The 25,915-nt window shown below is 57.2% G+C and carries 23 protein-coding genes and 1 pseudogene; 9 read left to right on the top strand and 15 right to left on the bottom strand.

Annotated elements, in window-relative coordinates:
• Positions 1–63 precede the first annotated feature (63 nt).
• Positions 64–1,830 (bottom strand): annotated as a pseudogene (locus tag NKL06_RS06835) (DUF262 domain-containing protein).
• A gap of 638 nt (positions 1,831–2,468) precedes the next feature.
• Positions 2,469–2,636, bottom strand: a complete 168-nt coding sequence (locus NKL06_RS06830; protein ID WP_023692695.1) for a hypothetical protein — start codon at positions 2,634–2,636, stop codon at positions 2,469–2,471.
• A gap of 405 nt (positions 2,637–3,041) precedes the next feature.
• On the opposite strand from NKL06_RS06830, the gene NKL06_RS06825 reads away from it, so the two are divergent.
• Entirely contained in the window at positions 3,042–3,815 is a 774-nt protein-coding gene (locus tag NKL06_RS06825) for a hypothetical protein (RefSeq protein WP_023692696.1), read from the top strand.
• A gap of 55 nt (positions 3,816–3,870) precedes the next feature.
• Here the strand turns inward: NKL06_RS06825 and NKL06_RS06820 are convergent, their stop codons facing one another.
• Positions 3,871–4,404, bottom strand: a complete 534-nt coding sequence (locus tag NKL06_RS06820) for a hypothetical protein (protein ID WP_023692697.1) — start codon at positions 4,402–4,404, stop codon at positions 3,871–3,873.
• A gap of 210 nt (positions 4,405–4,614) precedes the next feature.
• Between NKL06_RS06820 and NKL06_RS06815 the strand changes: the two genes are divergently transcribed.
• Positions 4,615–5,292, top strand: a complete 678-nt coding sequence (locus tag NKL06_RS06815) for a hypothetical protein (protein WP_023692698.1) — start codon at positions 4,615–4,617, stop codon at positions 5,290–5,292.
• A 35-nt stretch (positions 5,293–5,327) separates the two neighbouring features.
• Here NKL06_RS06815 and NKL06_RS06810 read toward each other — a convergent pair whose 3' ends face one another.
• The 3 genes from NKL06_RS06810 to NKL06_RS06800 form a co-directional block, all read right to left on the bottom strand.
• Positions 5,328–5,801: a hypothetical protein gene (locus NKL06_RS06810; RefSeq protein ID WP_023692699.1), complete on the bottom strand. Its 474-nt coding sequence runs from the start codon at positions 5,799–5,801 to the stop codon at positions 5,328–5,330.
• 603 nt (positions 5,802–6,404) lie between these two features.
• Complete coding sequence (locus tag NKL06_RS06805; RefSeq protein WP_023692701.1) at positions 6,405–6,536, bottom strand: hypothetical protein; 132 nt, start codon at positions 6,534–6,536, stop codon at positions 6,405–6,407.
• A gap of 363 nt (positions 6,537–6,899) precedes the next feature.
• Positions 6,900–7,223, bottom strand: a complete 324-nt coding sequence (locus NKL06_RS06800) for a Ref family recombination enhancement nuclease (RefSeq protein WP_023692703.1) — start codon at positions 7,221–7,223, stop codon at positions 6,900–6,902.
• 94 nt (positions 7,224–7,317) lie between these two features.
• On the opposite strand from NKL06_RS06800, the gene NKL06_RS06795 reads away from it, so the two are divergent.
• Complete coding sequence (locus NKL06_RS06795) at positions 7,318–8,916, top strand: DUF262 domain-containing protein (RefSeq protein WP_023692704.1); 1,599 nt, start codon at positions 7,318–7,320, stop codon at positions 8,914–8,916.
• 399 nt (positions 8,917–9,315) lie between these two features.
• On the top strand, positions 9,316–9,522 hold the full coding sequence (locus NKL06_RS06790) for a DNA/RNA helicase domain-containing protein (protein WP_155927396.1): 207 nt from the start codon (positions 9,316–9,318) through the stop codon (positions 9,520–9,522).
• A gap of 993 nt (positions 9,523–10,515) precedes the next feature.
• Here NKL06_RS06790 and NKL06_RS06785 read toward each other — a convergent pair.
• From NKL06_RS06785 to NKL06_RS06775, 3 genes are all read right to left on the bottom strand, one after another.
• A complete protein-coding gene (locus NKL06_RS06785; RefSeq protein ID WP_031210555.1) occupies positions 10,516–11,118 on the bottom strand; it encodes an SAM-dependent methyltransferase in 603 nt (200 codons plus the stop codon).
• Positions 11,115–12,464 carry a DUF3560 domain-containing protein gene (locus NKL06_RS06780; RefSeq protein ID WP_023692707.1) on the bottom strand — a complete coding sequence of 450 codons (1,350 nt, stop codon included), beginning with the start codon at positions 12,462–12,464 and terminating at the stop codon, positions 11,115–11,117. The genes NKL06_RS06785 and NKL06_RS06780 overlap by 4 nt, the downstream gene beginning before the upstream one ends.
• A gap of 360 nt (positions 12,465–12,824) precedes the next feature.
• A complete protein-coding gene (locus tag NKL06_RS06775; protein WP_023808015.1) occupies positions 12,825–13,364 on the bottom strand; it encodes a hypothetical protein in 540 nt (179 codons plus the stop codon).
• A gap of 96 nt (positions 13,365–13,460) precedes the next feature.
• Between NKL06_RS06775 and NKL06_RS06770 the strand changes: the two genes are divergently transcribed.
• Complete coding sequence (locus NKL06_RS06770) at positions 13,461–13,727, top strand: helix-turn-helix domain-containing protein (protein WP_023692709.1); 267 nt, start codon at positions 13,461–13,463, stop codon at positions 13,725–13,727.
• A gap of 7 nt (positions 13,728–13,734) precedes the next feature.
• Here the strand turns inward: NKL06_RS06770 and NKL06_RS06765 are convergent, their stop codons facing one another.
• The 5 genes from NKL06_RS06765 to NKL06_RS06745 all read right to left on the bottom strand — a co-directional run bounded on the left by NKL06_RS06765 (position 13,735) and on the right by NKL06_RS06745 (position 17,742).
• Positions 13,735–14,895, bottom strand: coding sequence for a PGN_0703 family putative restriction endonuclease (locus NKL06_RS06765; protein ID WP_156939147.1), 1,161 nt, complete (start codon positions 14,893–14,895; stop codon positions 13,735–13,737).
• Positions 14,896–15,020: 125 nt separating this feature from the next.
• A complete protein-coding gene (locus tag NKL06_RS06760) occupies positions 15,021–15,191 on the bottom strand; it encodes a hypothetical protein (protein WP_352580061.1) in 171 nt (56 codons plus the stop codon).
• Between the two features lie 22 nt (positions 15,192–15,213).
• Positions 15,214–16,167, bottom strand: a complete 954-nt coding sequence (gene ligD / locus NKL06_RS06755; protein WP_023808018.1) for a non-homologous end-joining DNA ligase — start codon at positions 16,165–16,167, stop codon at positions 15,214–15,216.
• Between the two features lie 113 nt (positions 16,168–16,280).
• Positions 16,281–16,628, bottom strand: a complete 348-nt coding sequence (locus tag NKL06_RS06750; protein ID WP_156939148.1) for a hypothetical protein — start codon at positions 16,626–16,628, stop codon at positions 16,281–16,283.
• Between the two features lie 151 nt (positions 16,629–16,779).
• On the bottom strand, positions 16,780–17,742 hold the full coding sequence (locus NKL06_RS06745; RefSeq protein ID WP_023808019.1) for an ArdC family protein: 963 nt from the start codon (positions 17,740–17,742) through the stop codon (positions 16,780–16,782).
• A gap of 158 nt (positions 17,743–17,900) precedes the next feature.
• Here NKL06_RS06745 and NKL06_RS06740 point away from each other — a divergent pair, with 158 nt between their 5' ends.
• The 4 genes from NKL06_RS06740 (at position 17,901) to NKL06_RS06725 (ending at position 20,392) form a co-directional block, all read left to right on the top strand.
• Positions 17,901–18,341 carry a hypothetical protein gene (locus NKL06_RS06740; protein WP_155927398.1) on the top strand — a complete coding sequence of 147 codons (441 nt, stop codon included), beginning with the start codon at positions 17,901–17,903 and terminating at the stop codon, positions 18,339–18,341.
• Between the two features lie 70 nt (positions 18,342–18,411).
• On the top strand, positions 18,412–19,251 hold the full coding sequence (locus NKL06_RS06735) for a hypothetical protein (RefSeq protein WP_023692714.1): 840 nt from the start codon (positions 18,412–18,414) through the stop codon (positions 19,249–19,251).
• 5 nt (positions 19,252–19,256) lie between these two features.
• A complete protein-coding gene (locus NKL06_RS06730; RefSeq protein ID WP_023692715.1) occupies positions 19,257–19,502 on the top strand; it encodes a hypothetical protein in 246 nt (81 codons plus the stop codon).
• A gap of 17 nt (positions 19,503–19,519) precedes the next feature.
• Entirely contained in the window at positions 19,520–20,392 is an 873-nt protein-coding gene (locus NKL06_RS06725; protein ID WP_155927400.1) for a hypothetical protein, read from the top strand.
• 577 nt (positions 20,393–20,969) lie between these two features.
• On the opposite strand, the gene NKL06_RS06720 is transcribed toward NKL06_RS06725, so the two are convergent.
• Positions 20,970–25,775: an HNH endonuclease gene (locus NKL06_RS06720; RefSeq protein WP_155927402.1), complete on the bottom strand. Its 4,806-nt coding sequence runs from the start codon at positions 25,773–25,775 to the stop codon at positions 20,970–20,972.
• Between the last annotated feature and the right edge of the window lie 140 nt (positions 25,776–25,915).

Raw genomic sequence — 25,915 nt, 5'->3', positions numbered from 1 at the left:
CGGTCGAGTGCAAGGTGAATTTCGGCCCCGAGCGGTCTGCAAAGCAGGACGTGGAATTCGACGTTATGTTCCTCCCTGCTTCGCAACCGGATTGCCAAGCAGTTGGTCCAACTTGATCCGGAGGCGATCTTGCCGAGCGGTATAAAAGGCCTCGAAACCTTCAAGATCGGCTGGCACGCTGCCGAGCTCGTGATTGGTGCAATAGTGCTGCTGGCCCACAGCATCAGGCAAGTGCGCGGTGAGCCACGCAGCCGGTAGGGTTGCGCGCTTCTCATTATTGATCGCCCCATCAAGGAGCTGAAGGTTCGGTAGCATATCGGCGTGGCGGGCCATGATCTCGGCCTGCGCCTCGCCGAATCCTTGGCGTTGCAGCTTGGCAGCCGTGAATCGGGAGATCGGAAACACGTGATCGAGGTGGAACTGATTGCGAAGGTCGACGAACGGGAACAGGAGCGAGAGCAGCGGGAATGTTCGCTTGTCGCCGTACTCAAGATGGAGCAGATCTTCGATCTCAGCTGGTTCAAAGGCGAGTGACTTACCGCGCTGGCTCATCACTTGCCGAAGTTGATCCACCGGGAAAGCTTGTCCACCACTGGATTGGATCACCTCCCTGAGAGCCGTGAGCAAGGTATCGAGGCCACTTCCCCAAATGCCGGAAGCTTTCACAATTGATCTTGCCAACCAGCCTCTGATTGCATTCCGATCGTCGGCGTACTGGCTGTGGGTCACATAGTTTGAGGGCGCGCCACGCTTGTAAAGATAATATGCGATGGGGAGGAGAGAGCTGTCCGCCTTAAGCGTCTGCCCATTCAGCCCGAAACTGGCGGCAAGCTCTACCGTGCGGACCAGCGCACTACGGATGGCAAGCCAATTAGACTCGAGCGCGAGCATGTTGGCGGTGGTGAAATTCTCGACCTTGAAGCCGACGGAAGCGATATCGGCGAGCATGAGGCCGGCTTTCAGAACAAAGTCCTGGCTGAGCGCAAATCCCGTCCCAATCCTATTGAGCTCATCCACCAACTTGTGAATTTCGGCCCTGGCGTCGACCTGCTTCCATTGGGCGACTGCAATACTAAGCAGCAGGTCAGAATACGACAGGATCGTCCCGCCAGAATTCAAACGGATGAAGATGTTAAGAACTCGCTCCAGGTCCTGGGTTTCTTCTTCGTAGTAGTTGATCAGGTTGTAGGAATTCACCACTCGGTGGAGGCGATCCAATATTTCGTAAGCGCCTTCTAATGGATCGCCATCGATGCCGCGCTTCCGCAACGCGGAGAGCATCGACGGTCCATCCTTCATGCCGAGGATTTCAGGCACTGGAAACCAATGCGCGGATTCGTCCCGCGCTGCCTGCGCATCGTCGAGAAACTTGAATCTATACCGAGCCCCGTCCTCGTCGGGTGAAGGCGGAGATAGCAAATCAAGACGGAGCGTCCGGACAGGAAACGCGTCCGGATTGGTCCACCATTTGTTTGGCTGCTTGATCGCCATCGATCCGCGCAGGCCGATGTTCAGCGCAGTTAGTCGTTGTTGTCCATCCAATACCGCCGTAACGGTTTAATGGAAAAGCTTTGGTAGTTCAGGACAGTGTGCGGCGTCTCGCTGATGATAGTTCAGCACGAAGTCATAGAACTTGAACTTGGAACTGGTGGCGGCTTCTACTTTCCAAAATAGAAAGGTACCGAAGGGATAGCCCTGCATGAGACTATCGAAAAGCCGTTCAATCTGTTCTGGTTTCCAGACGAATTCACGCTGAATGGCTGGAAGAACGTAACTCTTCGTCTGAATTCGAGTGAGTGCTTCGGCAATTGTTCCCCCTGGCTTATACAACGGCTACCCCTCCATGTTGGTATAGTGCCTACTTGGTTCGAATCTTCCGGTCAATGAGAGACAAGAGGATTGTTCAACCATTGATTCGATTACTGAATTGGAGAGTCAGCCCAATGCCGAGCGTCTGCTGTGCGCCGCATTGCGGTCATTGCCGTCATAACGGCCGCTGCCCAGAAGCGGACATGAGCGAGGCAGAGCACCTTCGCGCCAGAACCGGACATTTCCCGGCTATGCGCGCTTCACTATCTTAAAAGTTCGGAATTGGTTGTTTTGGCGCTTTAGCACGATTACAGGATTGAGTTGCAAAAGTTCGAAGTTGCTGTAAGCGAAGCTGTACGGGCTGACGTGATACAATCAGCCTTTCAGCGCCGCAGCACCTTACGAACCGAAGGGCTGCACCCGAAACTACCCTGGGGGGCTAATCGGCTGGCGGGTTGGGCGTTGGTAGACGGACGCTGCCAAGCATGGCGGCTAACGGTTGTCGATTTTCAGGGTGAACATCGGCGGCGCGTCCTTACTCGCAGAATGCTCAACGTCCTGCCGATCCCTCCAGTTCGGAAGCGGTTCTTCATATTGAAGATGTAAGTGGTGGCGTTAAAGTCCTTGCCCATGAAGATGCCGCGTTTGCCAGCTTGTGCTTACCAGGCCTCGGCAAGCTGCCGACCTTCCTTTACGGCTTGCGAAAATTCCGGCTCACGCTCCTGCAAATCGTCCCATAATCCGTTGCTCATGGCGCGGGAGGGCTCGATGGCCAGAGCCACTTTGACCTCCGCATCGCACCCACCTTCGTTATAGATGGCATGCATGATGTCCCGCCAGTTTGGGGCTAAATCGTCAAGGGTAACCAGCGGGCGGCCTACAGAGGTATTCACCCTTATACCCTACGGCATAACAATGAGCCCGCCAACATTTACGTTTGACACCAATAAGGAATAGCGAGACGCTAAACCGCTGAATCAATCGAAAGAGAATACTTTGGGTTTCTTACTAATCGTCGGCGCCATTATCTTTGGCGTGGCCAACATGGGTTTCAACTAGGCCAGGGTCAACCCGAATGCCGAGCACTTCCTCGATTCCAAGTCTACCGCGGTGCAATAGCGCATTTGCGAAATGAAAAGGCCTTTGCGGGGGCCTTTTGTTATGGCGGTTATTGTATTCTACCAGAGCCACTCCCAGTATCGCGCAGGGCAAGTAGGCGCGGATGTTTTTGAATGACCAGTTGGCCAACGACGTACATGCTGGCGGCGAAGGTGGCGCGGCGCCGCCCGATGCCTTCCGGAAGCTTTACGATTGACGGGACCAACGACTACTTCAGCGTCCGACTTATCGACCCCGGTACCAAGCAGCGGTTCATCTCGCTGGGAGCCGTTCCTCAGGGCCTGAAGGGGCTCTGGTTCAACGGCCACAACGAGCCCGGCCTTGAGTGCGTCGTGCTGAAGCGCAACCTGCCTCACTTTGGGTTCCAGGGCGACCATTACTATCGCGGCTCTACTATCCGCACGAACAGCCCTCTGGAATACATCTGGAATTGGTTGTCGAACTACGCCTTGCGCCATGAATGGTGGGATCGGTGGACGCAGGGCCGGTTCAACAAGCGCGGGCTGACACGTCAAGACCGGATGCAAGTGCTACGCCTCTTCGTGAACGAGACGGCCAAGAGTGATGCTTTCAACGTGAGCATTTTTGGTTTGATGGAGCTACTTTATAGCCGTCGGTGGTTTCGCCATCCCGAAGGGGATGCGACCAATAATTACTATGAGCTGGTGCTGAAATCACTGGCGCATTCGGGTGACCTCACGGCCAGTGACCATGGAATGAGCTATGCGCTGAATCCGCAGGGCATCACAACCGTAGCCTCCTATGAGTTGGAGGAACGGCGACACAACGACAGCATCGTTCAGCAGAGCCGCATCGGCAAGCTGACCTGGGTGCTGATCGGTGTTGGGCTCTTGCAGGCGGCAGCAACCTTTTTCGCTCCGCACTGAGCGTTACGCGAGGGAGGTGGCCCGCCGCCGATAGTGCAGCGAGAGGACGACAGGATTAAACTCCGTCACCCGCAGGCAGGAGGTCACGCAAAAACCCTGTCAGTTCGGCGTCAACTTCGCCATCGCGGTAAACGTCACACCCAGTGATACGGTGATTCGGCATGTCGATTATGAGGTGAACGCCAACCTCGTAACCATAATGGTACTCAGGGTTGGAGCTATCACGGAGTGTCATCAAACTGAGTTTGGTGATGTCGTTCGCCCAATGCACGCTCTTTGTGCCAAACCGCTTAGCTTCAATGATAAGCAGATTCTCTTCGGTATGGTAATGATGAACGATGATGTCAGGCTTGACGAGCTTGAGCTGCTCTTCACCCGCGGCATCATCCCACGCAATTTTCTTCTGAACTTGCTCGCGCCTGCTCCATTCGGCACTGACGTCCCAATCTGGAAAGCGTTCGACCATCAGCGCCGAAAGGTGCGTGGTTAGCGAATCCTCGTGCGGATTGGCCTTCGCCAGGTTGTTGTTGGCGCACATTTCGCACACGGCGTCGGCGAACTGCAAAAGGGTGTCATAATTGTCAGCCATAGGCCTACTTACTACGGTGCAATTATCTGACGAGCGGCCACTGCAACGTCCTTGCCCGCCGGCATTTGGCTAGTTCGCATAGCTGAAGGGAACACCTACAGGCAGTCCATCGGGCCGCGTTTTTGTCGGCAGGGCGTTTGCGGGTAGTCGCCTACAAGTATAGGCTCCACCGCTTCAATCAGGCAACGAATATCCACCAGGGGGGCGGAGATGGCTACAGGCCTTGAAAACGAACAGAAGCGTCCGCAGCGAGGCTTAACCGGGATAGCTTTCGCTTTGGGGTTCATGACTCTTGGTGTCGTCTTTGCCTGCAGCTCGACTCTATGGGTGGCGCGTGAGCCAGGCAGCAGAGGGCAGATCATCGCACTTCTCGATCGGGCGCTTACCGCAGCTGAGAAGAGTCAGGAGATGATAAGTCTGATCAACGCCCAGAACGACAGCCTGATCAATAACATAACGGATATATCGAAAAAGGTGTCTTCGCTGACCGTGGATGACAAGCAGAAGCAGGATATCCTCGCTGATCTGGCAGCCACCGTATCTAAGGTTCAGGAGTTGAACAAAGGGCCGAAAGAATTCCTTGAAAATCACGACCTTACGTTCAATGCGCCCGCTGTCCCGTTCACGTTTATATCGACGGCCGAGGCTGCCACGACAAACAAGGTGAAGAATCCACCAGCCCCACCGCTTACGCTCCTGGACCAGATCAATGATCCCTCGCACCGCATGCTCTTTGTGATCATGGGCGCGCTGCTTGTCGGCGGGATATTCACGATCCTCCACGCCATCAGCGGGGTCCCGGCGAAGCAGAAGTTCTATCAGACCGTCATTATCAACGTGGGGACGTTCCTGGCGGGCCTTGGCGGTGGCGCGTTCATCGCAGGATAGGTTTTAGCTAGTTTGAACACGCTAAGCGGTAACCATCAGAACAGGTTCTTTTTACGCCCGTCTTCAATCAATCCGAGCGTTTCTGCGGTCGCTGTTCGCATCAAAGCTACGGCCTTTTCAGACTCGTCCACTCGGGCCTCGATACCGCTGAGGTCGCTTGTCCCCAATATCGCCCGACTTGCCGTCCCGTCGCGAATGAGCGCCTTCAACTGGTCCGTAACCACTTGCAAGTCATCGCCTACCGTTGTGGCGCGCAAACTACTGTCCTCAATGGTCCGCACATAGCGGGCGATGGAAACCGTCCTGATCAAAGAGTATGCGCCGAAGAGAATTACGGCGAAGGAAACGAACGGCCACAGCGCGTTCGTCAACATCCCGTACAGGCTCACGCCTTCTACCGTATTTGTAGAAAACTGGTAGGCGCTCCACAACATGCTCCCGATATAGGTGAGACCAAGCGCGGCGGCGCCAAGGACCGAGATTACGCCACCCCCGACAACCACCTCCATTACCGAAGTGCTCGCGCACCTTCTCCAAACCCAGAATGTCCACGGCAGCCTCCTCTATCGAGACAAGATATAGTCACTATTGAAGGGCAAAAAAGATCGGGCAGGTGGGACGCCGCCTGCCTCGCTAGAAGCAGGCGGCCCTGAAGTGTTTTTAGCCTCCTGTTGCCGCATTGAACACGACAGACAGAAGGCTAGACAGAACCGTCACGAGGACGATTTGCATACCTGGACTTAGCTTCGGGAAGAAAATCAGCGACCAGGATATTGCAGCTGAAAGAGCAATCAGAAGCGGGGGTGAAGTAGCATTGTAAGCTCCGTAGGGGCGGAGCGAGTGCTGGCGTTGCGCGCGAGGACCCGCTCAACCCAATTGAGGTTGATGCAGTCCTCGGCGGCTTCCCCGTTGGTCACCCTTATGGGTGTCTCGTGCTGCCGAAGTTCATTTGCCAAAACGTGTCCAGAATTCAATCGATCCAGGTCCACTTTTGGCGAATGACTCGCATAGGACGACGCATAGAGCCTTATCGGGATACGGGGCGACCCGGGCTCGCAGTCTTTCTGTAGCGAGAAATCGTGGAGTTCAGGTAGGTATGGGCGAAATCACTTTCAAGCTGTGCAGCACACCTCCAGCTCTTTTTTCTCACCAGCGCCTACAGTGCTGGCGATGAGCCACAGGACGGCCAGAGCGATCCCGGTGGCGAGCAGCACGAAGCTGCCCAGGATAACGGCGTCGTTCATTTCGCACCCCCGCGCACTTTGGTTCGACGTTGGGTTGATACCCGGACCAGAAATGCAAGCGGTGAGTAAAGACTACTCGACGAACGAAAACAAGAATCCAGGGCCGTGGGACACCTACGCAAAGCCGAATCCGTTCGACAACTGCTGGTACTCATTGCCCGTCTTTAGAAAGCTTTGGCCAGAGTACGGCGATCTCTCCGATGACGCATTGGTTCAGAGTCTTTACGCTAAAATCGGGCGCAATCTGGAGACTATCGATCCGCTGGCCGCGACAAAAAGATTTGGGTTGTTGGGAGTCCTACCGCCTGCCGTGTTTTCTTTTTGGGCCTTCTAATCGTTTGGGTGGTCTCCGGCTTCGTTCGATCAAAAGACCACGGCGCACTTTGAACACTCAATAAGCAAGCCGCGGGTGCGCTGAAGCAACTCCGCTTCGGTCCCATAAATCGCCTCGAACGATTTCTGACCCTTGTGGATCGCGTGGCCCAACGGCAGCGGGGATTGCGCCGAGTGGTGCGCGAAACACAGCGGAATCGCCTGGGAATGGTCTGCACGTTGCCCCATCCCCTGACCGGCACGGGGATGATGAATTTCGGCTGGGGAGCAACACCGCTCACCGATATCTGGAAACACTAGCACGCAGCCTAAGGCGGCTACGCGGGAGAGGTAGGCACGGTCGGCGGCATTCACCCCTAGAGTCTGACAGAGCTGTGAGTAGCTGCCAAGCAAATGGTGCTGTGCTTCGTCTCTATGCTAAAACGTTCTTTGGGTTTCCGGGGGAATCATGGCCGACCAGCTGCACATCCGCAAAATAATGGAAGAATTGGTCGCCGGACGCATGCGGGTGCCGAACTTTCAGCGAGGATTTGTCTGGGACCCGGAGCGCGTAGCCTACCTCATGGATAGCATTTACAAGGGCTATCCCTTCGGCTCTATCCTGCTATGGCGGACCAAACAGGAGCTAACCCACGAGCGGGACTTGGGACCGTTCAAGCTACCACAGAATGATCCGACCTATCCCACCGACTACATTCTGGACGGCCAGCAGCGCATCACTTCGATATTCGGGGTCTTTCAGACCGACATCAAGCTGGAGAAGCGGCCCTTGTGGTCGAACATTTATTACGACCTGGACGCTACCTTTAACGCGCAAGATTCCCTGTTCATGGCGCTGCCAGACGAGGATGTGGATGAGGGGCGGCACTTCCCCATCAAGTGCCTCTTTGACCCGGTGGCTTATCGCCGGGAGACCGACGGTTATAACCCTGACCAGATTGCCGTCATCGACAACCTGCAATCCAAATTCAAGGAAGCGTTGATACCGGTCCAGACCATCGACACCGAGGACAAGACCGCCGTCGCCATCGTGTTCGAGCGGGTGAACCAACGCGGTGTTGAGCTGGACACGGTTCAGCTCCTCAGCGCTTGGACGTGGAGCGGTGATTTTGACCTAAATCAAAAGTTCGAGGAGTTGGCCCAGGAGCTTGCCCCGTTCGGTTTCAAGGACATGGGTGCCGACAAGGACCTGTTGCTGCGGTGTTGCAGCGCGATCCTCGCCAACGATCCGTCGATCGAGGCGCTGATCGGATTGAACGGCAAGCAGGTGCGCGAATCCTTCGACCTGGTGACCACCGGCATCAAGGGTGCCATCGACTTTCTGCGCAAGAACCTTGGTGTCGCCAGTCTCAGCAACCTACCGTACGACAACCTGCTTGTGCCCCTGTCCGTGTTCTTCTCCGGGGAGCCGAAGCGGCAACACCAGATGACGGATGCCCAGCGCCAGCAGATCCTCAAGTGGTTTTGGCGCACCTGCTTTGGTCGCCGGCTAAACAGCCAGCCCATCAAGACGCTGCGCGAGGACGTGCTGGCGTTTGAAAACCTTAGGACCGGCGCCCTCAAGGTCCTCAACACGCCTCCGGTTCACCTGGACCACGAATTCTTCCTGAAAATCATCTTTAGGTTGAATTCGGTGTTTTCCAAAACCTTCATCCTCATGCTGGCCCAGCACGAGCCACGCTCATTCGTCAGTGGCAATAAAATCACCCTGTCAGCCGTGCTGAAGGAATACAACCGCAACGAATTCCATCACATCTACCCGCGCAACTTCATCAAATCGACGATGCCGATAGAGGATGATTCCGAGGAGTCTTGCCTCGCCAACATGTGCTTCCTGTCACGGTCGGACAACAACGCCATATCCGGGGCGGCGCCCAGCGAATATCGGTCCAAGATGCCGGACAACGTGGAATCCATCCTGAAGAGCAACCTCATCCCGGCTTCCATCTTCAAGGACATGTACCCACTGTTTCTCATGCACCGCGCTGCGCTGCTCTACAGCGCTGCCAATGTGTTGCTTGAGGAAGAGGACAGCGTGTTCAGCTAGGCTCAGTTTCGCTCGAGGACGCCCACCAGCACCTTGTTGCCCGTCTTGTTGCCACATCGCAAAGCATCTTGCCGCTCAGGTTGTGCTGGTACTGGTTGCCGTACTGGCGCATCACCTTCGCCGTATCCAGTCAGCCGATATGGCCGCATTTCGCGCATTTGGCGCCCAGCACTTCCCACTCCCTCAGGCCCTTCACGGTCGTGTAAACGCCGGTCGCGGCCTCATACTCATGGTGGCGCACGGGAGGGATGGGAGCGACTAAATCAATACCGCGCCGGTGTCTCATGGGGCTTGCTCAGCTTTCAGGATAGGAATATGTTCCCGTTTCGTTCCGCCAGAGTCAACGGCGCTCACCATCAAATTTTATTTTGAAGCTCCCAGGCCGTTTGGTTGCCCCGGATGATGAGAGCGCCGAAATGGCAGACCATTCGGGACACGGGCAGGCAGCAGTTCCGATTGAACGGGTATCGAGTTTTGCTTACCCGCGCACGCGCCGGCTGCGTCATTTATGTTCCTCGGGGCAATGCAGAAGATCCCACACGTTCACCGCGAGAGCTCGACGGCATTTCCGAGGTGCTCCTTGCTGCTGGCTGTAATCGCCTCTGAAGACATCGCCGAGCCGGGGCGCCAACTCCCAGCAAACTCCTTCGCGAGGGATTGCGGCGATAGAGGCCGGCCAGAGTCGTTGAAGCGCTCGTTAGTGTAAAATACGATTTTCACACTATTGGACATGCCCAACGAGTTTTCGACGTAGCTCATGGGCAACAGCGGAGCGGCCGCTCCTGGACATCATCATGCTGTAAGCTGCCAGTCCGCTATCGGCCCATTTCCGTCTCTCCGGTGATGTCATGGAAGGGCAAAAAGTCCTTCGGCTGGCCAGTAGCTTGGGATCCCCGCTGAAATGCTTGATCTGGGAGCAACCCACCAATGCGACGAGGGCCCCGAGCGCGGGACCTGTTAGCCTTCGAACCGGCTCGCGCTAGTTTTCAATGAAATCTGATATCACGAGCGTTTGAAGCTCGTGGATAAATGAAGTGGATGAATTTGCGCGAACTCTGGTTTTCGGAAGTAGTTCGCTAAATTTATCAATGCCTCTTTCTTGGATAGGTGGTGCGCCGTCTTTGGTAATTCTGCCCGTTGTGGGATAGAAATTATAGGGACCCACCTTGAGTTGATAGGCAGATTTCCTCGCTAGTTTATGGCCCTTAGCAGCGAGATGCTCGATGGCGAGCCTCATCTCCATCGTGTCGTCGGGCCGGTGAAGTGTATTGCCCAATATTCTGCTCCATTGCTGGTTGAGTGATGGTTTCTGGGATGGAAGGTGAGAGAGAGATGGTGGTGGATTGACTGATGGGATCTTTGAGAGAGTGATAGAGGGAAGTGCTATAATTTAGTGTCCGGAACACGGGTTAAGCACCTTATTCGACGCCAAGTGGTGGAGCGATCTTGGCATAGCGAATGTTTAGCGATCTGTGACGCGCTCGCCTTCGTACTGGATTATCGCAACAGCTCTGAACGGGGCGAGTCCGTAAGCGACGCTGCAAGCTGCGGCTGGAAACCTGTTGAAGCTCAGTCCCGTGGCTCAGACGGTATGGTAACTTATGCGTTCGACACCCTGATGATCTTGGTATGGACCCGAGCTGTAGCGAAAGTATCTGCAGGGAGGATTTCGAGCGTCTCAGCTTGCGGGTGGTCGAACGTAATAGGCACCAGCGCAACAAGCACCGCGGGATGCTCGTGGCCGCCACGGCCCAGAAGCGACAGAGCGGCCGCGAGGTGTCTATGGACCTCACTGAAAGGCGGGTTCATGATGATGCGCGGGTATTCGACACGCTGTGTGACTTCAGCCGCCCATTCCAGAAAACACCGGTTGATCACTGGACCGAATTTGTGCAGTCCGCTGGCAAGTTGTAGGTGGCGTTCAACCTGGGTGAGCTCGTGCCGACTATGACCGGAGGCAAGCAGCGCTTTCGTGAGTTGCCCCGTGCCGGCACTGGGTTCAAGCGTGAGGAAATCGCCTGGCGGTCCCAAGTAAGCAACCATTCGGGCCGCCACGTCGTCGGGCGTCAGATGGCATTCGGTGGCCTTGTCCACGAAGACGGGTTCCGCAACCTGGACGGGTTCTAACTTGTCAAAGCCGGTGCGTCTTCTGACGGGAATTCGCAGGGGCTTGTCGGAGCGAGTATAGACAGCGCGTTTCATTGCGCCTCCGAATCTTGTGCGAGCGCAATGCTTTCAGGCAGCGGATGGGCCTTGGCGTCGGTCAAGAAGACGGCGACAAAACGGGCCAAATAGCGCGGTCCGTCATGCTTCGGATTAATGCAGATCCGAAACCGGAATCCGCCACAAAGCGAGAGCCGTCGTCCACGTTGTTCGCAATGGAAACGCGCATATTCTGACTTGGTCATTTCGACAACGGGGAACGTTTCGATCTGATCGCGGTGGTAGCGATGCCGCGACTGCAGTTCCTGCGTCCGGAGATTTAGTGTGGGCGGCAGGGCATCCCTGTCTTCCGGCACCTCGTATCCAACAGCCTGCATAAGGTCGCGCCATTCGTCGGCAGACAACGACAGCTTTATATCGTTGGCGAGGTGCAGGGGTAACGTCACTTCGCCTTCGATCACGAAGGTGTCGGAACCGACAGCCGATGCCCGCGGCTTATGCGAGCCATGCTCGCGCGCGAAGGCCTGGAGGATTACGGGTGTTAGTTCGCCTAGATACCGGCGCACCGGCCCGAGCAATTCACGCTCGTAGCTCAATCGGTTAAGGGCGTGTTCGATATAGCGGCGTCGTGTGTCACTGCAGATAGCCTTGTTTGCAGCGTCAATGCATTGTTGGCGCGCCGCCTGCGGCGAGATTTCACCTTTCTCGACCTTTCCCCACAGATCCCAAGGTGCCAACGCGCCGGTTGCAATGCTTCGCCCGATCGCGATTTTTATCGCCTCGTCCTGGCTGATCTTCTCCCAGACGGCGATTGTCATGTGCGCGTGATTGATCTCGCGTTGGATATCGCGCAGTTCGGCCAACAACGTTTTGATGCGGTTTGCTCGCACGCGCGGGTCATTTTTGTAGTTGGCATGCAACTGCACGCTGTCAGCGCGATATAGCCAGTAATTCGCGGCCTTCTGTGCATTGTTGGCATTTGTCATTGCTGAGTGAAGGCGTTCTTGCGTCTTTCGGGCTTTCCGCTCCGAATGATGGCCCACCAGAATGGGCTGGCCGAAAGCAAACGCCTCTGAGAGCTCATTGGCGGCGCGCTGGAAGGCATTGGCCTGTCGGTGGCGCTTGTTGGCAAGTTCGTCGAGCCGATCGGCTTTGGCTTGAGCACGCTCAGCCAGCGTCATTTCCTCCGGTTCGATCTCGCCAGCTAACTCGATGGCTAGATCTTCGCGGCTCGGCGACCATTTTGGGGCCACAAATAGCCCTTGTTTGGGCGCCCAGACGAACCCATCATTTTTGACGCGCTGGTAAGTCTCGTTATCAAGGCGAGCGGCTGGGTAGAGCCGAAGCTTGTTGTCTTCCGGGCTGTAGGTGGCGCTAATCATCATGGTCGACAGCTCCTCTTCGCGCTTGGAGTTTGTTCGCTGAGCCGGTGGTCGGCTGCCGTTCCTTAAACCGGCAACGGACGAGTTCTGCTGCTGGTCAGCGAGTACGATCGGTGAGAGGTCTTGTTCGTTCCAGCGGCAGCGATGTTGCTGCGTGCAGTCGCCTCGGGAGCGGCTTAGATGCGCGCGATGGTCAGCAAGCCATCGGCTAGGCGGATCGCAGGCAAATGAGCTCGCCCTGTATAGGCAAGTTGGTGATGTGGGGTCAGGACGGGCTTCTGGCTTGACGAAGCAGTGCGCTGAGACGTGGAATGCCAAGACGTAGGTAACCGGCGTGATGAAGGCAGGTTGAGCGCATAAGCGCTACTGCGTCGAGAAATTCAACGAGCTGAACATGAGCGTTGCCTGTTGGCAGGTGGAATAAAGTCCGTTTGGGTCGGCCAGCAGATAATCCTTCACTCGCGTGTCGTTGGTGACTTGTCCCACCCCCGTTACGATAGTTTGCATCGCTTCCTCGGAAAGCATCCCAACTTGCACTTGTGCGCGGCTGACGAGATCAAGCCTGCGCCGCGCTTCGTCGGCTTGTCCGGAGAAGTCATCCCATCTCTCCTCGCATAAATCCAAGGCGAGTATCTGTATCAGGTAGTATCTGTAAATTTGAGGATAGCTTTCCAAGTCGGACGCCGTGAACCGAGTCTGCGGACTGAACATGGCCGGATTGTTGCGAATCAAGACTTCCACGTCAGGATCCAAATTAGGAGGGGCGTCTTGTTCTTGATCTTGCGAAAAAGCGGGCGCGATCAGCGCGGGCAAGGCCGGGAACCCTACAAGGACGGCAATCACTGAGGCAGTTCGGACAGACTTCGAGAACGCGGCGCAAAACAGCTTCAAAATTTTAGCCATGGTCTGGTTTCCAATGATCATGAAGGGAGCAGTGAGGGCTTAATTAGATGCCTATAGCCAGTGGTTTTAAGGACATCAAGATGCGCCTTTATTCTTATGAAGGGACGTCAGCTTTTGGCTTGGAACTTGCGCCAGATGCGCGTTGCCAGGCAGTTGTCGCAGGAGCGCTTGGCGGCTGATGCCGAGATCGATCGAGCCTATTTGGGCGGCATCGAGCGACAGACTGAAAATCCATCGCTCGACGTGTTGGACCGCCTGGCTCATACGCTGGATATTGGGCTGGCTGAGCTTTTCAGGCAGCCAGAACCCGGCGAGGAACCGCCGAAGCCCTTACGAAGCGGCCGCCGCCCTAGGAGCACTTGAGCGCCGTTTAGAAGCGGCCGGTGCTTTGACCTTGGCACCGGGTGATGGGTCGGACTTGCGACGGTCGAAGGCGGTGCCCGAAGGTGTCGTAACGAGCGACTCCATCACGTGGCGGACAACGCGATGAAAATCGCAATATCGACTCCAGAGTGCCGACGCATACTCTGTTGCACCGTTGTCCGCGATCGCTCGCACAACAGTCTCGAGAGTGAATGCCTGGAAGCCGACGCGCGGCGCGTCCATTACCATGTGGCGTGTCGCCCGTGGCGTCCTGCAGTTCGGCCGCGTACATCGTATTAGATGCGACGGCGCGTCGGTTCAGTCGCGGCACGATGGTGATGAACTTGCCGCGTGAGGCCAGCCCCTTGTCGACCATAAGTTGCGCCATCACGTGTTCGCGGCGAAGCTGTTCGAAGCCTGAGCGTCTGAGAATCGCGTCTTCAGGGTCTATGAACAGGCCGCAGTCGCGCGTCGTCTCGTCGTAGCGGTCTCGGTGTCGTGCCGGGGTTGCCAGCATCTCCTCGACGTATTTGACCTCGACCGCGACGAGGCCTGGTTCACCGTCGGGCGTAACGATATCCACCAGAACATCGAATGCGGTGCCGTCTCCGAAATAGTTGTCTTGGAACCGGCCAGGGCTGTGTTCAAATCGGACACGCGTGACGCTTTCGACGAAGCCGGGCAGGAGGCCGCGCCAAACTGCGGTGGCCAAGTTTAGGTCATATGCCATCGGCGCCCAGAGGTTGATGGTGAGGCACTGCGACGAAAGCAGGTTAGTCCATAGGCGCTCCTCGTCCCAAACAGATCCCGGTTCTCGGAACAGCAGCTCGGCCTTGGCCAGTGCCGTGACGCCGTGATCCATGAAGTTGGCTCCGGCACGGGCGGCTGGCCCTGAAATTCGCGAGCCGAGTTTGATGCGTCGTGTTTCGCCTCGTGGGCCGACAATGAAGGCGCCGATGGGGATTTTTCGTTCCTCGCGCCACAGGGTGCTGAGCAGCCTTGCGGCAGCGCCAAAGCGAGCGTCGGTGGCGATGAAGGCGTTGTTGGCCCGCAGCACGAATTCCGGAATGAGGGGGGCGTGCACGAGAGGCCGTTCAAATACTGAGCGGGCTCGGTCGGAGTCGGCAGCGGTGTGGTCCGACCTTGTTACAGTAAGCGTATTTTCCATCATTGGCTCCTGTCATTGACGCTGCAAGGTTCAATGAACGGGGCCAGCGATTTGCAGGGAGAGGACCGAGCAAGATCGAGGGAGTCAAAACACTTCTTGAGTTAAATCTGCCCCGGCTCTGGCAGCTAAGAGGTGTAGGGGAAGGTGGTGTAGGGGAAGGTGGTGTAGGGGAAGGTGGTGTAGGGGAAGGTGGTGTAGGGGAAGGTGGTGTAGGGGAAGGTGGTGTAGGGGAAGGTGGTGTAGGGGAAGGTGGTCTGGAGATGGTGTTGGTTTATAGTATGTAGTGGTTTGACCACGCCTGCCACAGCGCTTGATGCGTCACGGGTACAGCGATGCGAGACCGGTTAAGTCCGGAAGTGTTTCAAGCCGAACATCCGTCGCGAGCTTGTCGTCACGCAACCCCATGAAGCTGGCACCACGCACGCAGCCTTTTGAACTGAACTCCAAGAATTCTATCTCGGCGACCAGTTCCGGCCGCAAGAACCACACGCCGTCGCTGTTATCAGTTCGGGATGGCATAGCGCCAACTGATAAAGCCGCTTGTGCGAAAAGCTTGGCAAATTGCTCGCGCTGCTTTCTAGAAAAACCGCTGCCAACACTGCCGCGGAGTGTCAAGTCCCCATTGTCTATCGTTGCCAGAACGATCGACTTGACGTGAGCGGTTGTTTGATCAGGTCGCCAGCCGGCAATAATGAATTCTTGGCGGCGCGTAAACTTGAATTTCCGCCAGGTCGGGGACCGCACGCCTGGCTGATACGGCGCGTGGCCATCCTTTGCCATTACGCCCTCCCACCCCCCAATTCGCAGAGACTCGGACAGAGCTTGGCCATCGCTCGTGTGTTCCACCAGATTGACGTGCTCGATGTCCAACGCGGAGACCACATCACGGAGCAGTTGCTTTCGAGCGAACAGGGGGAGGGCAGTTAGTCTGTTGCCAGAGCTAGCGATAAGATCGAACGCGAAAAATGACAGCTGAGCGTTGCGGTCTGAGAGACTTTTGCAAAGCAGGCCGAAATCGGGCCGACCGTTGGGATCGAGCACACAGATCTCGCCGTCCAAGACGCAGTCGTGCTGATGTGCTACCTCGGCGGGCAGCGAACGGCCCAAACGGTCCGTCCAATCGATACCATTGCGGGTGAAGACCTGTAGTTTGCCCTCCCGAACCACAAGCTGACACCGGTATCCATCGTATTTTGGCTCGAAAAGCCAATTCGGCGCAGAGGGCAGGATACTCGCAGCTGTTGCGAGTTGGCACGGCGTGAAATCAGGCATTGGATACCTCTGAATTGTCTCTCAGGATGTTCAAGGGTCCTCGGTGTTTGTTGCCGACATGGTGCAGGGCGTCCCACAGTGAGCGTGTGGCAACGGGCTTTGCGCGGTGCCTGTCACTCCACTCTGTCGATGTCGGCGAGCACGTCATCCGTCATCTTCACAGCAGCATCGAACGCGGCTTGGTCGCTGTCGTCATCCCGAACGGCAACGGCCCTAAGTGCCCGCAATGCCTTCTCCAGGTCGGAAGCTTTCCAGATGGCGCCTTCTGTGCACTCGATCAGGCGGCCATAGCCGTCTGTCTCTCGGTCGTCGTCGCCGGCGCTATCGGCCATCAAGGTGCGTACCATAGCCTCGGCGTCATCCGCGTTCGCCGCCCGCACCGTTGCGGCATAGTCGCCTTGCTCGAGGTCATTGTCGGACCACGCGATGAGCACTGAAAAGGATTTCAAGCTCTCCGCCATATTCATGCCTCCTCATCTTCCAGATGGTCAGACGAAACCGGGCTGTAGTTAGCCCCGCATCCTGGGCATTCATCGTCGCACTGACAGTCCCATTCGTCGGACCAATCCGCGTCGCACCGATCGCAACGGTAGTGGTTGAGGAAACGCGCCATCAGTGCACCGCGTTTCTGGCTTCGTCGTAGCCGGCAGGGCCTGCCGATTTGCCATCGACGTCCCGCACCAAGCTGGGCGCCGGCATCTCACTCTTGGCGCCTCGCGATGTGACCTCGAAAAGCCACTCGACAGCCCGAGAGGCCTGAGCCGCGGCGACGAAGATTGCGCGCGGGTCTTCCCGTAAAAGGGGCAACCAGCTGGCAACATACGCAGCATGATTGGGGTGAGGTGTGCTGGCCAATCCAAGCCCGGCCAGAAGGAACGCGGACCCGAGTTCGGCAATCAGTTCCTCGGCAGCATATGCTTGCTTCCCGAACCGTCCCGAGAGATCGCGCCATAACCTTGGTTTTGCGCCGGTCCAGTGCACGAGTTCGTGCCCCAACGTGGCGGCAAATCCTTCGGCCGTCTTGAAATGCTCTCGCTGCGGGAGATGAATTTCGTCGAGTGTTGGACTGTAGAACGCCTGGCTGCCGCCGAAGCGGACGACAGCCCCGGTCATAGCGACAAAGTCGTCGAAGTTTTCCGTCGTCCAGGTTTCACCGGTTGTCGGCTCGAGCCCACGAGACACACCGTCGACCTGGTCGGCATTAAATACGACGGAAGCGCGCATAATGTATCGGCGGTCTGCCGTTGCGTCTCCGTTTTCAGCTGCCGCACCGTCTTTGTGACCATTGGTCTCTTTGTAGAAGAAGACGAGGCTGCCCTTTTCGCCACGTCGCACTTGAGTGCCCTGGGCGTGCCACTGCCGATAGGTTGCCCACCGATTATCGGTAAAACCAAGGCGTTGGGCAGCGCACCAGAGGTTCAAGATGTTGATTCCGCGATATCGTTGCCCAGTCTTGCCGTTTGTAGGCACGCTTCCAGCCGATCGATGCCAGGGACAGACCCAGGCATGCGCCTTGGTATGATCGAGTTGCGCCAGCAGCGCTTCGGTCACTTGTCGGTGGATGCTTCCCCTCATGATCAACTCTCCAATAACTTTCGTTGGCGAGAGATTCGATCATGCGCCCCCACAGTTGCTTCTAAGGCAGACGGCAATCGAGCCGCGCGAAAACGGTTGACGGCACCGGCAGCTTATGAAAACATATGTTTTGACCGAACGAGCAGATGGCGTCAGATATGGTGGAAGGCGACAACCAAAAATGGCGCCGCGTCTTTCGCTCGGCCGGCGCCGACTCGGATCTCCGCACGCTTGCCGAAGATATTCGGTTCAAGCATCGAGAGCGTTTGATCTCATTGGCGCTACAAGACATGGCCCCGGTCGAAGGGCTTAGTGCAACAATGCGGGAGAGCCTTTCAGCCGAGATTTTGACAAAAAAATCGACCCGCCAATTCGTCGGCCTCGCCGTCGGTGCGCTGATGGCCGAACAGGGGTTCGAACCCGCTGGCATAAAGCGCATCAAAGGGGATGCTGTATTTTCGTCGGGCACCCTGTTCCGACGGGGTCAAAGCTCCGCGACCGCGAGCGGATCGCCGCAGTTTTTGGAGCGCCTAGTCTCGGTGCTGACGACTGAAGAGAAGGATCTCCTCCGCGCAATTCTTTCCCGTCAGAAAGATTGAGCGTCGACCTAGCCGCGGCGTGCGCAACGACTGCAATTATGGAACTTCAACAACCAAAAACGAGGTGACTATGGAAAAACTGAGAGCGGCAGCCGAAATCGCTGCCATGATAGCTGCAGACGCGCCACCCGAGATTCGGACGCCTACCACAATGCAGGTGATCTTGCCTTTCGTGGCTGAGTGTCTTCCCGACGATCAGATTCCAGATGACTGTGATCTGGAGGCGCTGGCGTTGCCGATTGCGATCCTGAGTTGGCAACGACTCGTGGTCGATCTCCCAGGATGTTGCGGCGACGACGATGCTGACTGTGACGATGCCCAAGCCTATCTGCGCGGGTGCGCCGCGGTGGTGTTCCAAACCTATTCATTCAAGCGACTGTCAAAGATGGCGCCGAACGACATCTTAGCGGAGGTCCCAATCGCGGAAACTGAACTGCCTGACCAAGAACAAGTAGGCGTCGACGCAGAGGCGGTGATGGTTGACGAGTTCTACAAGCGTGCGGGCGACAATCCTTTTGTGACCCTCCTACGCTCCGATGATCTAGGCCGCTGCCTCGCGGACGGGGCGGCGGAGAACCTGCTGCCATCGAATCTGCCTGCCGAGTCCGTGTTGTTCGTGGATGAGATGTCCGATCCTCCTTTTGGGAAGATTCGGTTACCTACCTTGTCGGAGCTGGAAAAGATCACGGATCTTGAGGAGCGCGCATGGGCGATACATGCCGTGCGATTGAATGCCACATGCGAGCGTTCGCAGGCATTGATTGAGTCCGTCATAGATGCCGGTGTCGTAGGCCTCATGGTGCAAGCTGGTTTCTCTGCGGTAGATGACGAGGCCGACGAACCCCGGCACCGATTTTACAGCCGACGCCGCTCATCCGCTTTGTCCAATGGCAACCTTTTTGTTGAGTGAGAGATATGGCTGAATACCCAAAACGTTCACAATTCGACAGTTACGAAGAATACGCCCAGGCATTTCACGAATGGGGTGGCCCGCGGCCAGGGCAAAAATACCGTTTCCCGCAGGGCATGGGAACTTATTGCGACTTGATGAACGCCATCTATGGGGAGACGGCAGAGGAACTGGCGAAATCTGATTCATACCAAGCAGGACTCGAGCAGAATCGCCGTCCCAACGTGTTCGTCAACAAGTACGACGACTAAATACCGGTACACTCCTAGTGAGTTTGATCGATGAAAAGGGCTTCGCGGCCCAGTACGCTGGGGCGGATTTCGCGGCACATCTCGGCCTTTGGCTGGATACCACAGTCACCATCAGCTGGAAGCTTATGGGCATCGTCACCGAGGTGGCGATGCTCAATGCTTTTTCGCGTTTCCTTTCCTGCATTCGCAACTGGATGTCAGAGAGGAAGATCCCGATCGCCTACACTTACTGCCACGAAGTTGGGGCACGTGTTGGACTTCACTCCCATGTTTCCGTATTCATTCCGGGGCGGTCGACATCTCGCCCACTTCGATCGGAATTCCGGGCATGGGCCCGTGACTGGGTAAAGCGGCAAACAAATATGAGGATCGGCAGGGTCGTGCGTGTTAGAGGACCCTCCATCGAGACGCCCTGGTTGCACTGGCTGGCTTTTAACTATCAGATGAAGGGTTACGACCGCAGCGCGGTCGTCTGTTCCGAACGTCACGCCGTGGATCGGCATCAAGTTCTTTTAGGAGACCTTGTCGCCTTTCGCTGGCGCAACCCAGGTGTCATACTAAGTCAGCGTTGTGGCCATGCCCGAGGCTTGGGGAGCCGTTGGCGCATCGCAGGCATCCATCCCGAATTGCAGAGCCCTGTTCGATCAACAGCTAGGGTGGTTGACCCGTTCGCTGATGAACACATCCCATGTCCATCGCCAACGCGGATCGTCGAACCTCACCGATCGTTCAGATCGAAGTACGAAGATGGCGCCCGTGATGTTTGGAGTCTCTATGGCGACGACTTTTGCGAGCGAGTCCTTGGGATCAAAAATCCGCGGACATTGGTGCTGAACGTGTGCGACGCGTCGTTCAATATCGACGAGGTTCTTAATAACCTGGGTATCTAGGGTAGGCGCCCGTCACATACGCGTCCCAGAGTCTTCCCCAAAAATGTCTGCGTTCTCACCAAGGACGCAGACGGCACGCTTTTTTGGTCAAAATTTCATTTTAAGATCAGATAGTTATCCCAACCAAAATCGCCGCCGTGTCACTAGACGGCGATTTCCCGGAAAATCTCTGAGAAATGTCAAAACCGTCTGTGGCCCGGACGCTTGGAGGCCAAGTAAACGCGCATACGGACCGTCGGGCGCGCCGGGGGCAAAAACCGTGTTTAAGGGCCGCCGAGCTAGGTTTGTAGTTAGGTTGGTAGCCTTTGAGGAAACACGTAGGTCCAAAAGCAGCTATGGCTATTCGACGACCGTCTGCCGCGGCATCTCCGTCAGCTTTGCGCTTAATTTCGGCCGTTCAGGTCTGTAGCGTCGTCTCCTGAAAGCCGACTTCGTTCATGAAGACATCGGAGACTTCGTTGAGGATCAAATCGGGCGTCCATCCAATCGCTTCCGTGCTTCGTGAGCGGACCTCCCTGTAGGTGCCCGCGCGGTATCTTCGCGCTAAGGGATGGGACGCAGCTGTCGGCGCTGCCGCCTAAGACGAGGTCGCCCGTCGCGCCGCGCGTCGGCGGGCGGCCCGGTTGCGGCGAGGCAGCCGCTGGCGTTGCGGAGCCTGGTTTCTGAACCTGTTGTCGATCTGCTCAAGCGTTTCCTTGGCCGTGTAAGCCTGGATTTCGACCAGCTGCTCGAAAAGCTCCAGCCCTACCTCGCGGGTATCGTCGCCAATGCGGTGAAGCGTAATCGCAAGGTCAACCAGCTCGGAAGCGGAGCCCGCTATCCCTGTCTGGATGTCCCCGAGTTCGTCACGCCAGGTCTCGATCAGTCTCCTGGCGATCTTCGCCACGAGGAGAGCGCAATGGGGGAGAAGTGTCTGGAGGCGATCCACGACGAACGTCGCGTTGATTTTCGGAGCGCCTTCAAGGTTGGCCTCAATGGCAGTGAGCAACGCGACCCAGCTCGGATCGGGCGTGATCTCGTCTACGAGCCGGAACACGTCGAAAAGGTTGTTCCAGGCAACGCCGCTTATCTGGGGGATTACGCGAACGAGTAGCTCAGACGCGCGCTCCCGACACTCAAGATCCGGAAACAGGTTGACGGCGGCATTGATGGCTCCAAGCCGTGTCGAGTCCGTACCCGGTCCAAAGACGACCTGCTCCAGCAATGGCTTCGTCCAGGGCAGCTTCGGTTGCAGGAACGCAATCAAGGGCGTCAGCTCACCTGCAAGCTGCTCGAAATACTCGTCGCCGGAGGCGGCCCACTTCTCCAGGTAAGAACGCACGAAACCGGCATGCCGCCAGTGAAGGTAGGCGAACAGAATGGCAAGCTCGGTAGTCCTCAGCAGAGCCGGGTAGCGTTTGAAGACGGTGTCCAGGAGCCCCTCAAGCTCTTCCCTATTGGTCGGCTTAAGGTAGCGTAACCAATGAAGGATGGCCCTCCATACCCGATCGTCTTCTCCGCGCTCGCTGGCGCGTGTCAGTACGGCCAGGACGCGGTCGTGCTGCCCTGCCAGCAGCAGGGCATGGACTAGAACATCCAGCTTGGGAAAGCTTCCAGCGGGAAGTGTAAAGGCGGAGCCCATTCCCCAGAGGATGCTTTGCTCCCGCCTTCCTGCGTCCTTCTCGCTGGCCTTCTCCTCTCCCGTGTCGAGGAGTTCTTGATCCTGATCGTCGCTCCGATCTTCCTTAGGCTGCGCTGTAGCGGTGTCTGGAGCGGCAGGCTCATTAAGCCACTTCTCAATGATGTCGAGGGTTTCCGGTGAGACCGCAATCTCCCGGCGGACCAATCGGCTGACGGCCTCGGACGCCGAGTTCTGAAACTCATCGCCGGTGAATCCACGCCCGTCGAGTTCGGCCATGAGATTCATCACAAGCTGAGGATCACCCGCTTCGGCGATGGCCTCCAGCGCGTAGCCTGCTGCGCGGGTCCCAAAGCTCGGCTCGAACTTGCGTATGAGCGTAGCGGCCCGCTGGGGGTCGGTCTTTGCAAACTCCGCGAAGGCCCGCGACAGCTGTATGTTGCCGCCCTCCATCATGCGGTTGGGATGGTCCCACTCATACTTGTCCGGCAACTGGCGGAAAGCGTTGAGAACTTCGTCGTTCTGCGCCTTTGCGAGCTGCTCCGCCGAAATGGGCGAACCTATCCACGACGGCCCATAATGCCGTATTCCCTCGTCCGAACCGGGGAAGCGGCGGCGTTCTTCCATCACAAGGCGGCGGGTCGCTCCCGGCAAGCGTTCGGAAGGCAGTGCCGATAAGAGGCCCAGCTTTATGCGACGAACCCTGTCGCTGAAAAGTTTGCGGCCTTTGACGTCCAGATCGGGATAAGCTGTCGGTGCGTAAGCGTTGACGGCGGCGACAAAGGCTTCGACATCCGCGTCGGACCAGTGAAGGCTCGCCTCCGCGATGAGGCGCTTTGTTGTCCCAGAAGGGTCTTCGTGGTTTCCGAGCCTAAATCGTCTCGGATCGCCCTGAAGGAAACGATACGCGACTTGCGCATACTGATCCGGGTAGAGCGATAGTACATGCGCGAACAGCCGCTGGGCAGGATTGAATTCATCTCCTTCATGCTCTGACAGCCATTGAAGAAAGTTCTTTTCGTCGTTGAGGGCAAGGGTCTCCAACGCAACGCGAATGGCGCTGAGTATGGGGGGGTCAGAACGCCCTTGACTCCGCTCTTCCTCTTCGAATTTGAAATCGAGCGTGTGCTGCAGCGGATAGGAGAGGCTGTGTTCCTCGCTGTCAAGATCGCGAAGCGCGACCATCGCTTCGGTCAGCCAAGGCCACAGGGCTCCAAGGAACAGCGCGGGATTTTCCTTTCCAAGTGCCTCCAGGGTGTCCCAGGCTTTCGCCTGCTCGACGACACTTTTGATCGGCTCTCTGGGAGACGAGGATATGCGCGAAGTCCAGGAGCCGTCGCCGTCCTCTTTGGGAGCGGACGCTATCCTTCTGGCCGACTCCTGTTTTGCCGACTGAAGCTCCTGGTCGAGCTTTGCGAGCAGAAGCTGAACCGCAACCTCCGGCTGGCTTACGCCGATTGTGGAGATAATAAATTCGAGGCTATGCGCGTGCATTGCGGTACGCGCAATCAGCGCCCTCGCCATCTCGACCATGCCCGGCGTCCACACCCGCGCCTGACCCAGGGCAGCCCAGGTGAAGCCATCCCAGCCCGGCAACGCCGACCAGTTCTCGGCGATCAGCCTCTCGACCTCGCGGGCAGCAAATACCCAAGCGCGATTGAGAACGCCCAGAGCCAGGGTGGCTTCCTTGTCGTCGTTCATCGCACGGACAATCTCAGTGTGTTTGTACCGCTCAAACCATCCGTGACTTCCTGCCATTGCCATGAAAGCCGTTGGTCGCCTGTCCGACGCAAGCGCTTCGTCGAACATGCGTGCCTCCACGCCGTCCGGCGTCGGCTGCTGACCGAGGAATTCAACGAGAAGTGTCCGGAGATGAAGCCGCAAATCCTGGGTATGGAAGAGCGATTGCATCTCCACGCCGTAGGCAGTCGGATCGACCTCCCTAAGATAGGTCAGGGCGGACCACAATTTCGGCCGCACGAACAGCGAAGTCTGCCGGGCGATTGTGAACTCCGATAGCCGTCCTTGGCTGCGGGTGAAGGATCGTGCGAGGGCATGTTCGAACATGGTCTGGTGGGAAAAGCCTATCTTGCTTCCGGCCTGGCCCAGGTCTGAGAGCATTCCCGCCCTCACGAGATAGGTTATGTCCTCCGAGTGCTGGTCAAATCGCGCGGCGGGGAGCCACAGGATTTCCTTCTCCGCCATCTGGTCTGCGATGTCGGTGACGAGCTTCGCAAGCCGCGACCCGCTGGGCTGCCTCGTTATCGTCTCCGCCCACATCTGGTCCAGCATGAGCTGGTACTTGCGGAAGGGCTCGCTGCTCCTCTCCTCCAGCTTCAGGAACGTTTTCAGCGCCTGGGGCGACCGTAGAACTTCCTGCGCGTCGGCAGGCCAGCCTGCGGGTTCGAATCCATGGCGCTCCAGCACAGGAACGACCTCGGACCAGGGCGGCAGGTCCAAGTGAATTGTTTCGGCCGTGATGGTCTTGAGACGGACGTCGTGCTCGTACTCGAACTCGCGAGCCGACAGGACAACGTGCACGTTTGTCAGGCCGCTGACGCGCCGGACCAGGCTCAGCAGTACACTCAGCCGACCAGTCTTTATGTCCGTGTAGCCTGCGAGCGCATCGAGCTGGTCGATCATAAGAACGACCGGTCGCAACTGACTTATCCGCCAGAGCATCGCGCTGGGACGAATGGTAAGTCCAAGCCACTCGGCGAGATCGTCTTCGGTTTCGATTGCCGAGTCGAGCAGGTCGGCCTTGATGGCCAGAACCCTGATGCCATCTTTTATGAGCGCGTTGGCTACTTCGGCGAGCAGCGCTGACTTGCCGGAACCCGGAAGCCCAAGGACGGCCTGCGTCGTGGTCTCCTGCCCCGCGATAGTCTCGAGAATCTGGTCCTTCTCCGGGCGGCTGAAGTGGGTACCGTCCGGAAGTGTCTGCGACCACTCGAGCAGGTCGCGCGGGACACGGCCTAGTTCGTCGTCCCTCATCTGCACTTGCCGGAAGGACTGCTCGTCTACAACACTTGTTAGAACAGCGTTGTGCTCCTGGAGCAGCAACGCCTTTGTTTCGGGTGTGTCGATCTTTGCCTTGTCGTCGCTAGTCGCGCGAATGAGCATCAGGAAAGAACCGCGCTCGGTCGAGACAAGTTCGATCCCGGCATTGCCGGTTATGTGCCTGAGAGATTCGATGATCGCGTCCACCTTCTGAACGTGGAAGTCGTCCGCATCGCCTTCGAAATTCAGAACAATGACGCGCGTCTGAACCTTCTTCGCCTTTGGAAGGGCGAGTGCTTCACCCGGCTCAGCGGTCGATACCTCGCTCTCGCGTTTCCGAATGGCGCGCTCGGCATTTCTTCTCTCAACCTCCGGCTCCCAGTTCGCCTTGTTGTACCTCAGCATCTCCGGCGTGATCGAAAGCGTGAGCTGTGTGGGCGAACGATGCGCTTGGTCGTGGCAGGTCGGGCAGAGGACAATCAGATTGTCGTAGCTGTTGTCCTGTGAGGTCGAATATTCCTCGATGTGATGAACGATGAAGGACTGACCTTTGTCGCCCTTGCAGCAGTTGCAGAGGTAGTTGCTGTTTTCGAGAAGCGAGAGCAGTAACGCCTCATCAATTGGCTGACGTACTACGGCGGCCTTGAGTGCCTTGGCTTCCTCCCCCGTGAAGCCTTTGTCTTTGATGTCCTTCTGACTGGCTGTCCTGACTTTCGTGATCGTAAGCCCAGCCGTCACCGCGCGTTGTCCCAGCTCCTGTGACACGCCGTATTGCAGAAACTTGACTAGATTCGTCTCAAGCCTTGGGGCCACAAAACCTCTCAGCGGGGTGCGCCAGATACGCTCTGCAAGTGGGCAAAAAACAGGGATTGCAGCTTATGTAACAGACCTAGGTGCGGGAATAC

Source organism: Mesorhizobium sp. C268A (genome assembly GCF_040324475.1).
Lineage (GTDB): Bacteria > Pseudomonadota > Alphaproteobacteria > Rhizobiales > Rhizobiaceae > Mesorhizobium.
Note: the sequence above shows the minus strand (reverse complement) of the source record. Positions and strands in the feature narration are given on the sequence as shown.

Excerpts from the sequence above, each read along its gene's own strand:
- NKL06_RS06770 (WP_023692709.1), top strand. The coding sequence starts at position 13,461 with ATGAAGGGACGTCAGCTTTTGGCTTGGAACTTGCGCCAGATGCGCGTT.
- ligD (WP_023808018.1), bottom strand. The coding sequence starts at position 16,167 with ATGCCTGATTTCACGCCGTGCCAACTCGCAACAGCTGCGAGTATCCTG.
- NKL06_RS06750 (WP_156939148.1), bottom strand. The coding sequence starts at position 16,628 with ATGGCGGAGAGCTTGAAATCCTTTTCAGTGCTCATCGCGTGGTCCGAC.
- NKL06_RS06830 (WP_023692695.1), bottom strand. The coding sequence starts at position 2,636 with ATGCATGCCATCTATAACGAAGGTGGGTGCGATGCGGAGGTCAAAGTG.
- NKL06_RS06810 (WP_023692699.1), bottom strand. The coding sequence starts at position 5,801 with ATGGAGGTGGTTGTCGGGGGTGGCGTAATCTCGGTCCTTGGCGCCGCC.
- NKL06_RS06780 (WP_023692707.1), bottom strand. The coding sequence starts at position 12,464 with ATGATGATTAGCGCCACCTACAGCCCGGAAGACAACAAGCTTCGGCTC.
- NKL06_RS06785 (WP_031210555.1), bottom strand. The coding sequence starts at position 11,118 with ATGAAACGCGCTGTCTATACTCGCTCCGACAAGCCCCTGCGAATTCCC.
- NKL06_RS06775 (WP_023808015.1), bottom strand. The coding sequence starts at position 13,364 with ATGGCTAAAATTTTGAAGCTGTTTTGCGCCGCGTTCTCGAAGTCTGTC.
- NKL06_RS06730 (WP_023692715.1), top strand. The coding sequence starts at position 19,257 with ATGGCTGAATACCCAAAACGTTCACAATTCGACAGTTACGAAGAATAC.
- NKL06_RS06805 (WP_023692701.1), bottom strand. The coding sequence starts at position 6,536 with ATGAACGACGCCGTTATCCTGGGCAGCTTCGTGCTGCTCGCCACCGGG.
- NKL06_RS06820 (WP_023692697.1), bottom strand. The coding sequence starts at position 4,404 with ATGGCTGACAATTATGACACCCTTTTGCAGTTCGCCGACGCCGTGTGC.
- NKL06_RS06825 (WP_023692696.1), top strand. The coding sequence starts at position 3,042 with ATGACCAGTTGGCCAACGACGTACATGCTGGCGGCGAAGGTGGCGCGG.
- NKL06_RS06745 (WP_023808019.1), bottom strand. The coding sequence starts at position 17,742 with ATGAGGGGAAGCATCCACCGACAAGTGACCGAAGCGCTGCTGGCGCAA.
- NKL06_RS06765 (WP_156939147.1), bottom strand. The coding sequence starts at position 14,895 with ATGGAAAATACGCTTACTGTAACAAGGTCGGACCACACCGCTGCCGAC.
- NKL06_RS06795 (WP_023692704.1), top strand. The coding sequence starts at position 7,318 with ATGGCCGACCAGCTGCACATCCGCAAAATAATGGAAGAATTGGTCGCC.
- NKL06_RS06815 (WP_023692698.1), top strand. The coding sequence starts at position 4,615 with ATGGCTACAGGCCTTGAAAACGAACAGAAGCGTCCGCAGCGAGGCTTA.
- NKL06_RS06790 (WP_155927396.1), top strand. The coding sequence starts at position 9,316 with ATGATGAGAGCGCCGAAATGGCAGACCATTCGGGACACGGGCAGGCAG.
- NKL06_RS06740 (WP_155927398.1), top strand. The coding sequence starts at position 17,901 with ATGGTGGAAGGCGACAACCAAAAATGGCGCCGCGTCTTTCGCTCGGCC.
- NKL06_RS06735 (WP_023692714.1), top strand. The coding sequence starts at position 18,412 with ATGGAAAAACTGAGAGCGGCAGCCGAAATCGCTGCCATGATAGCTGCA.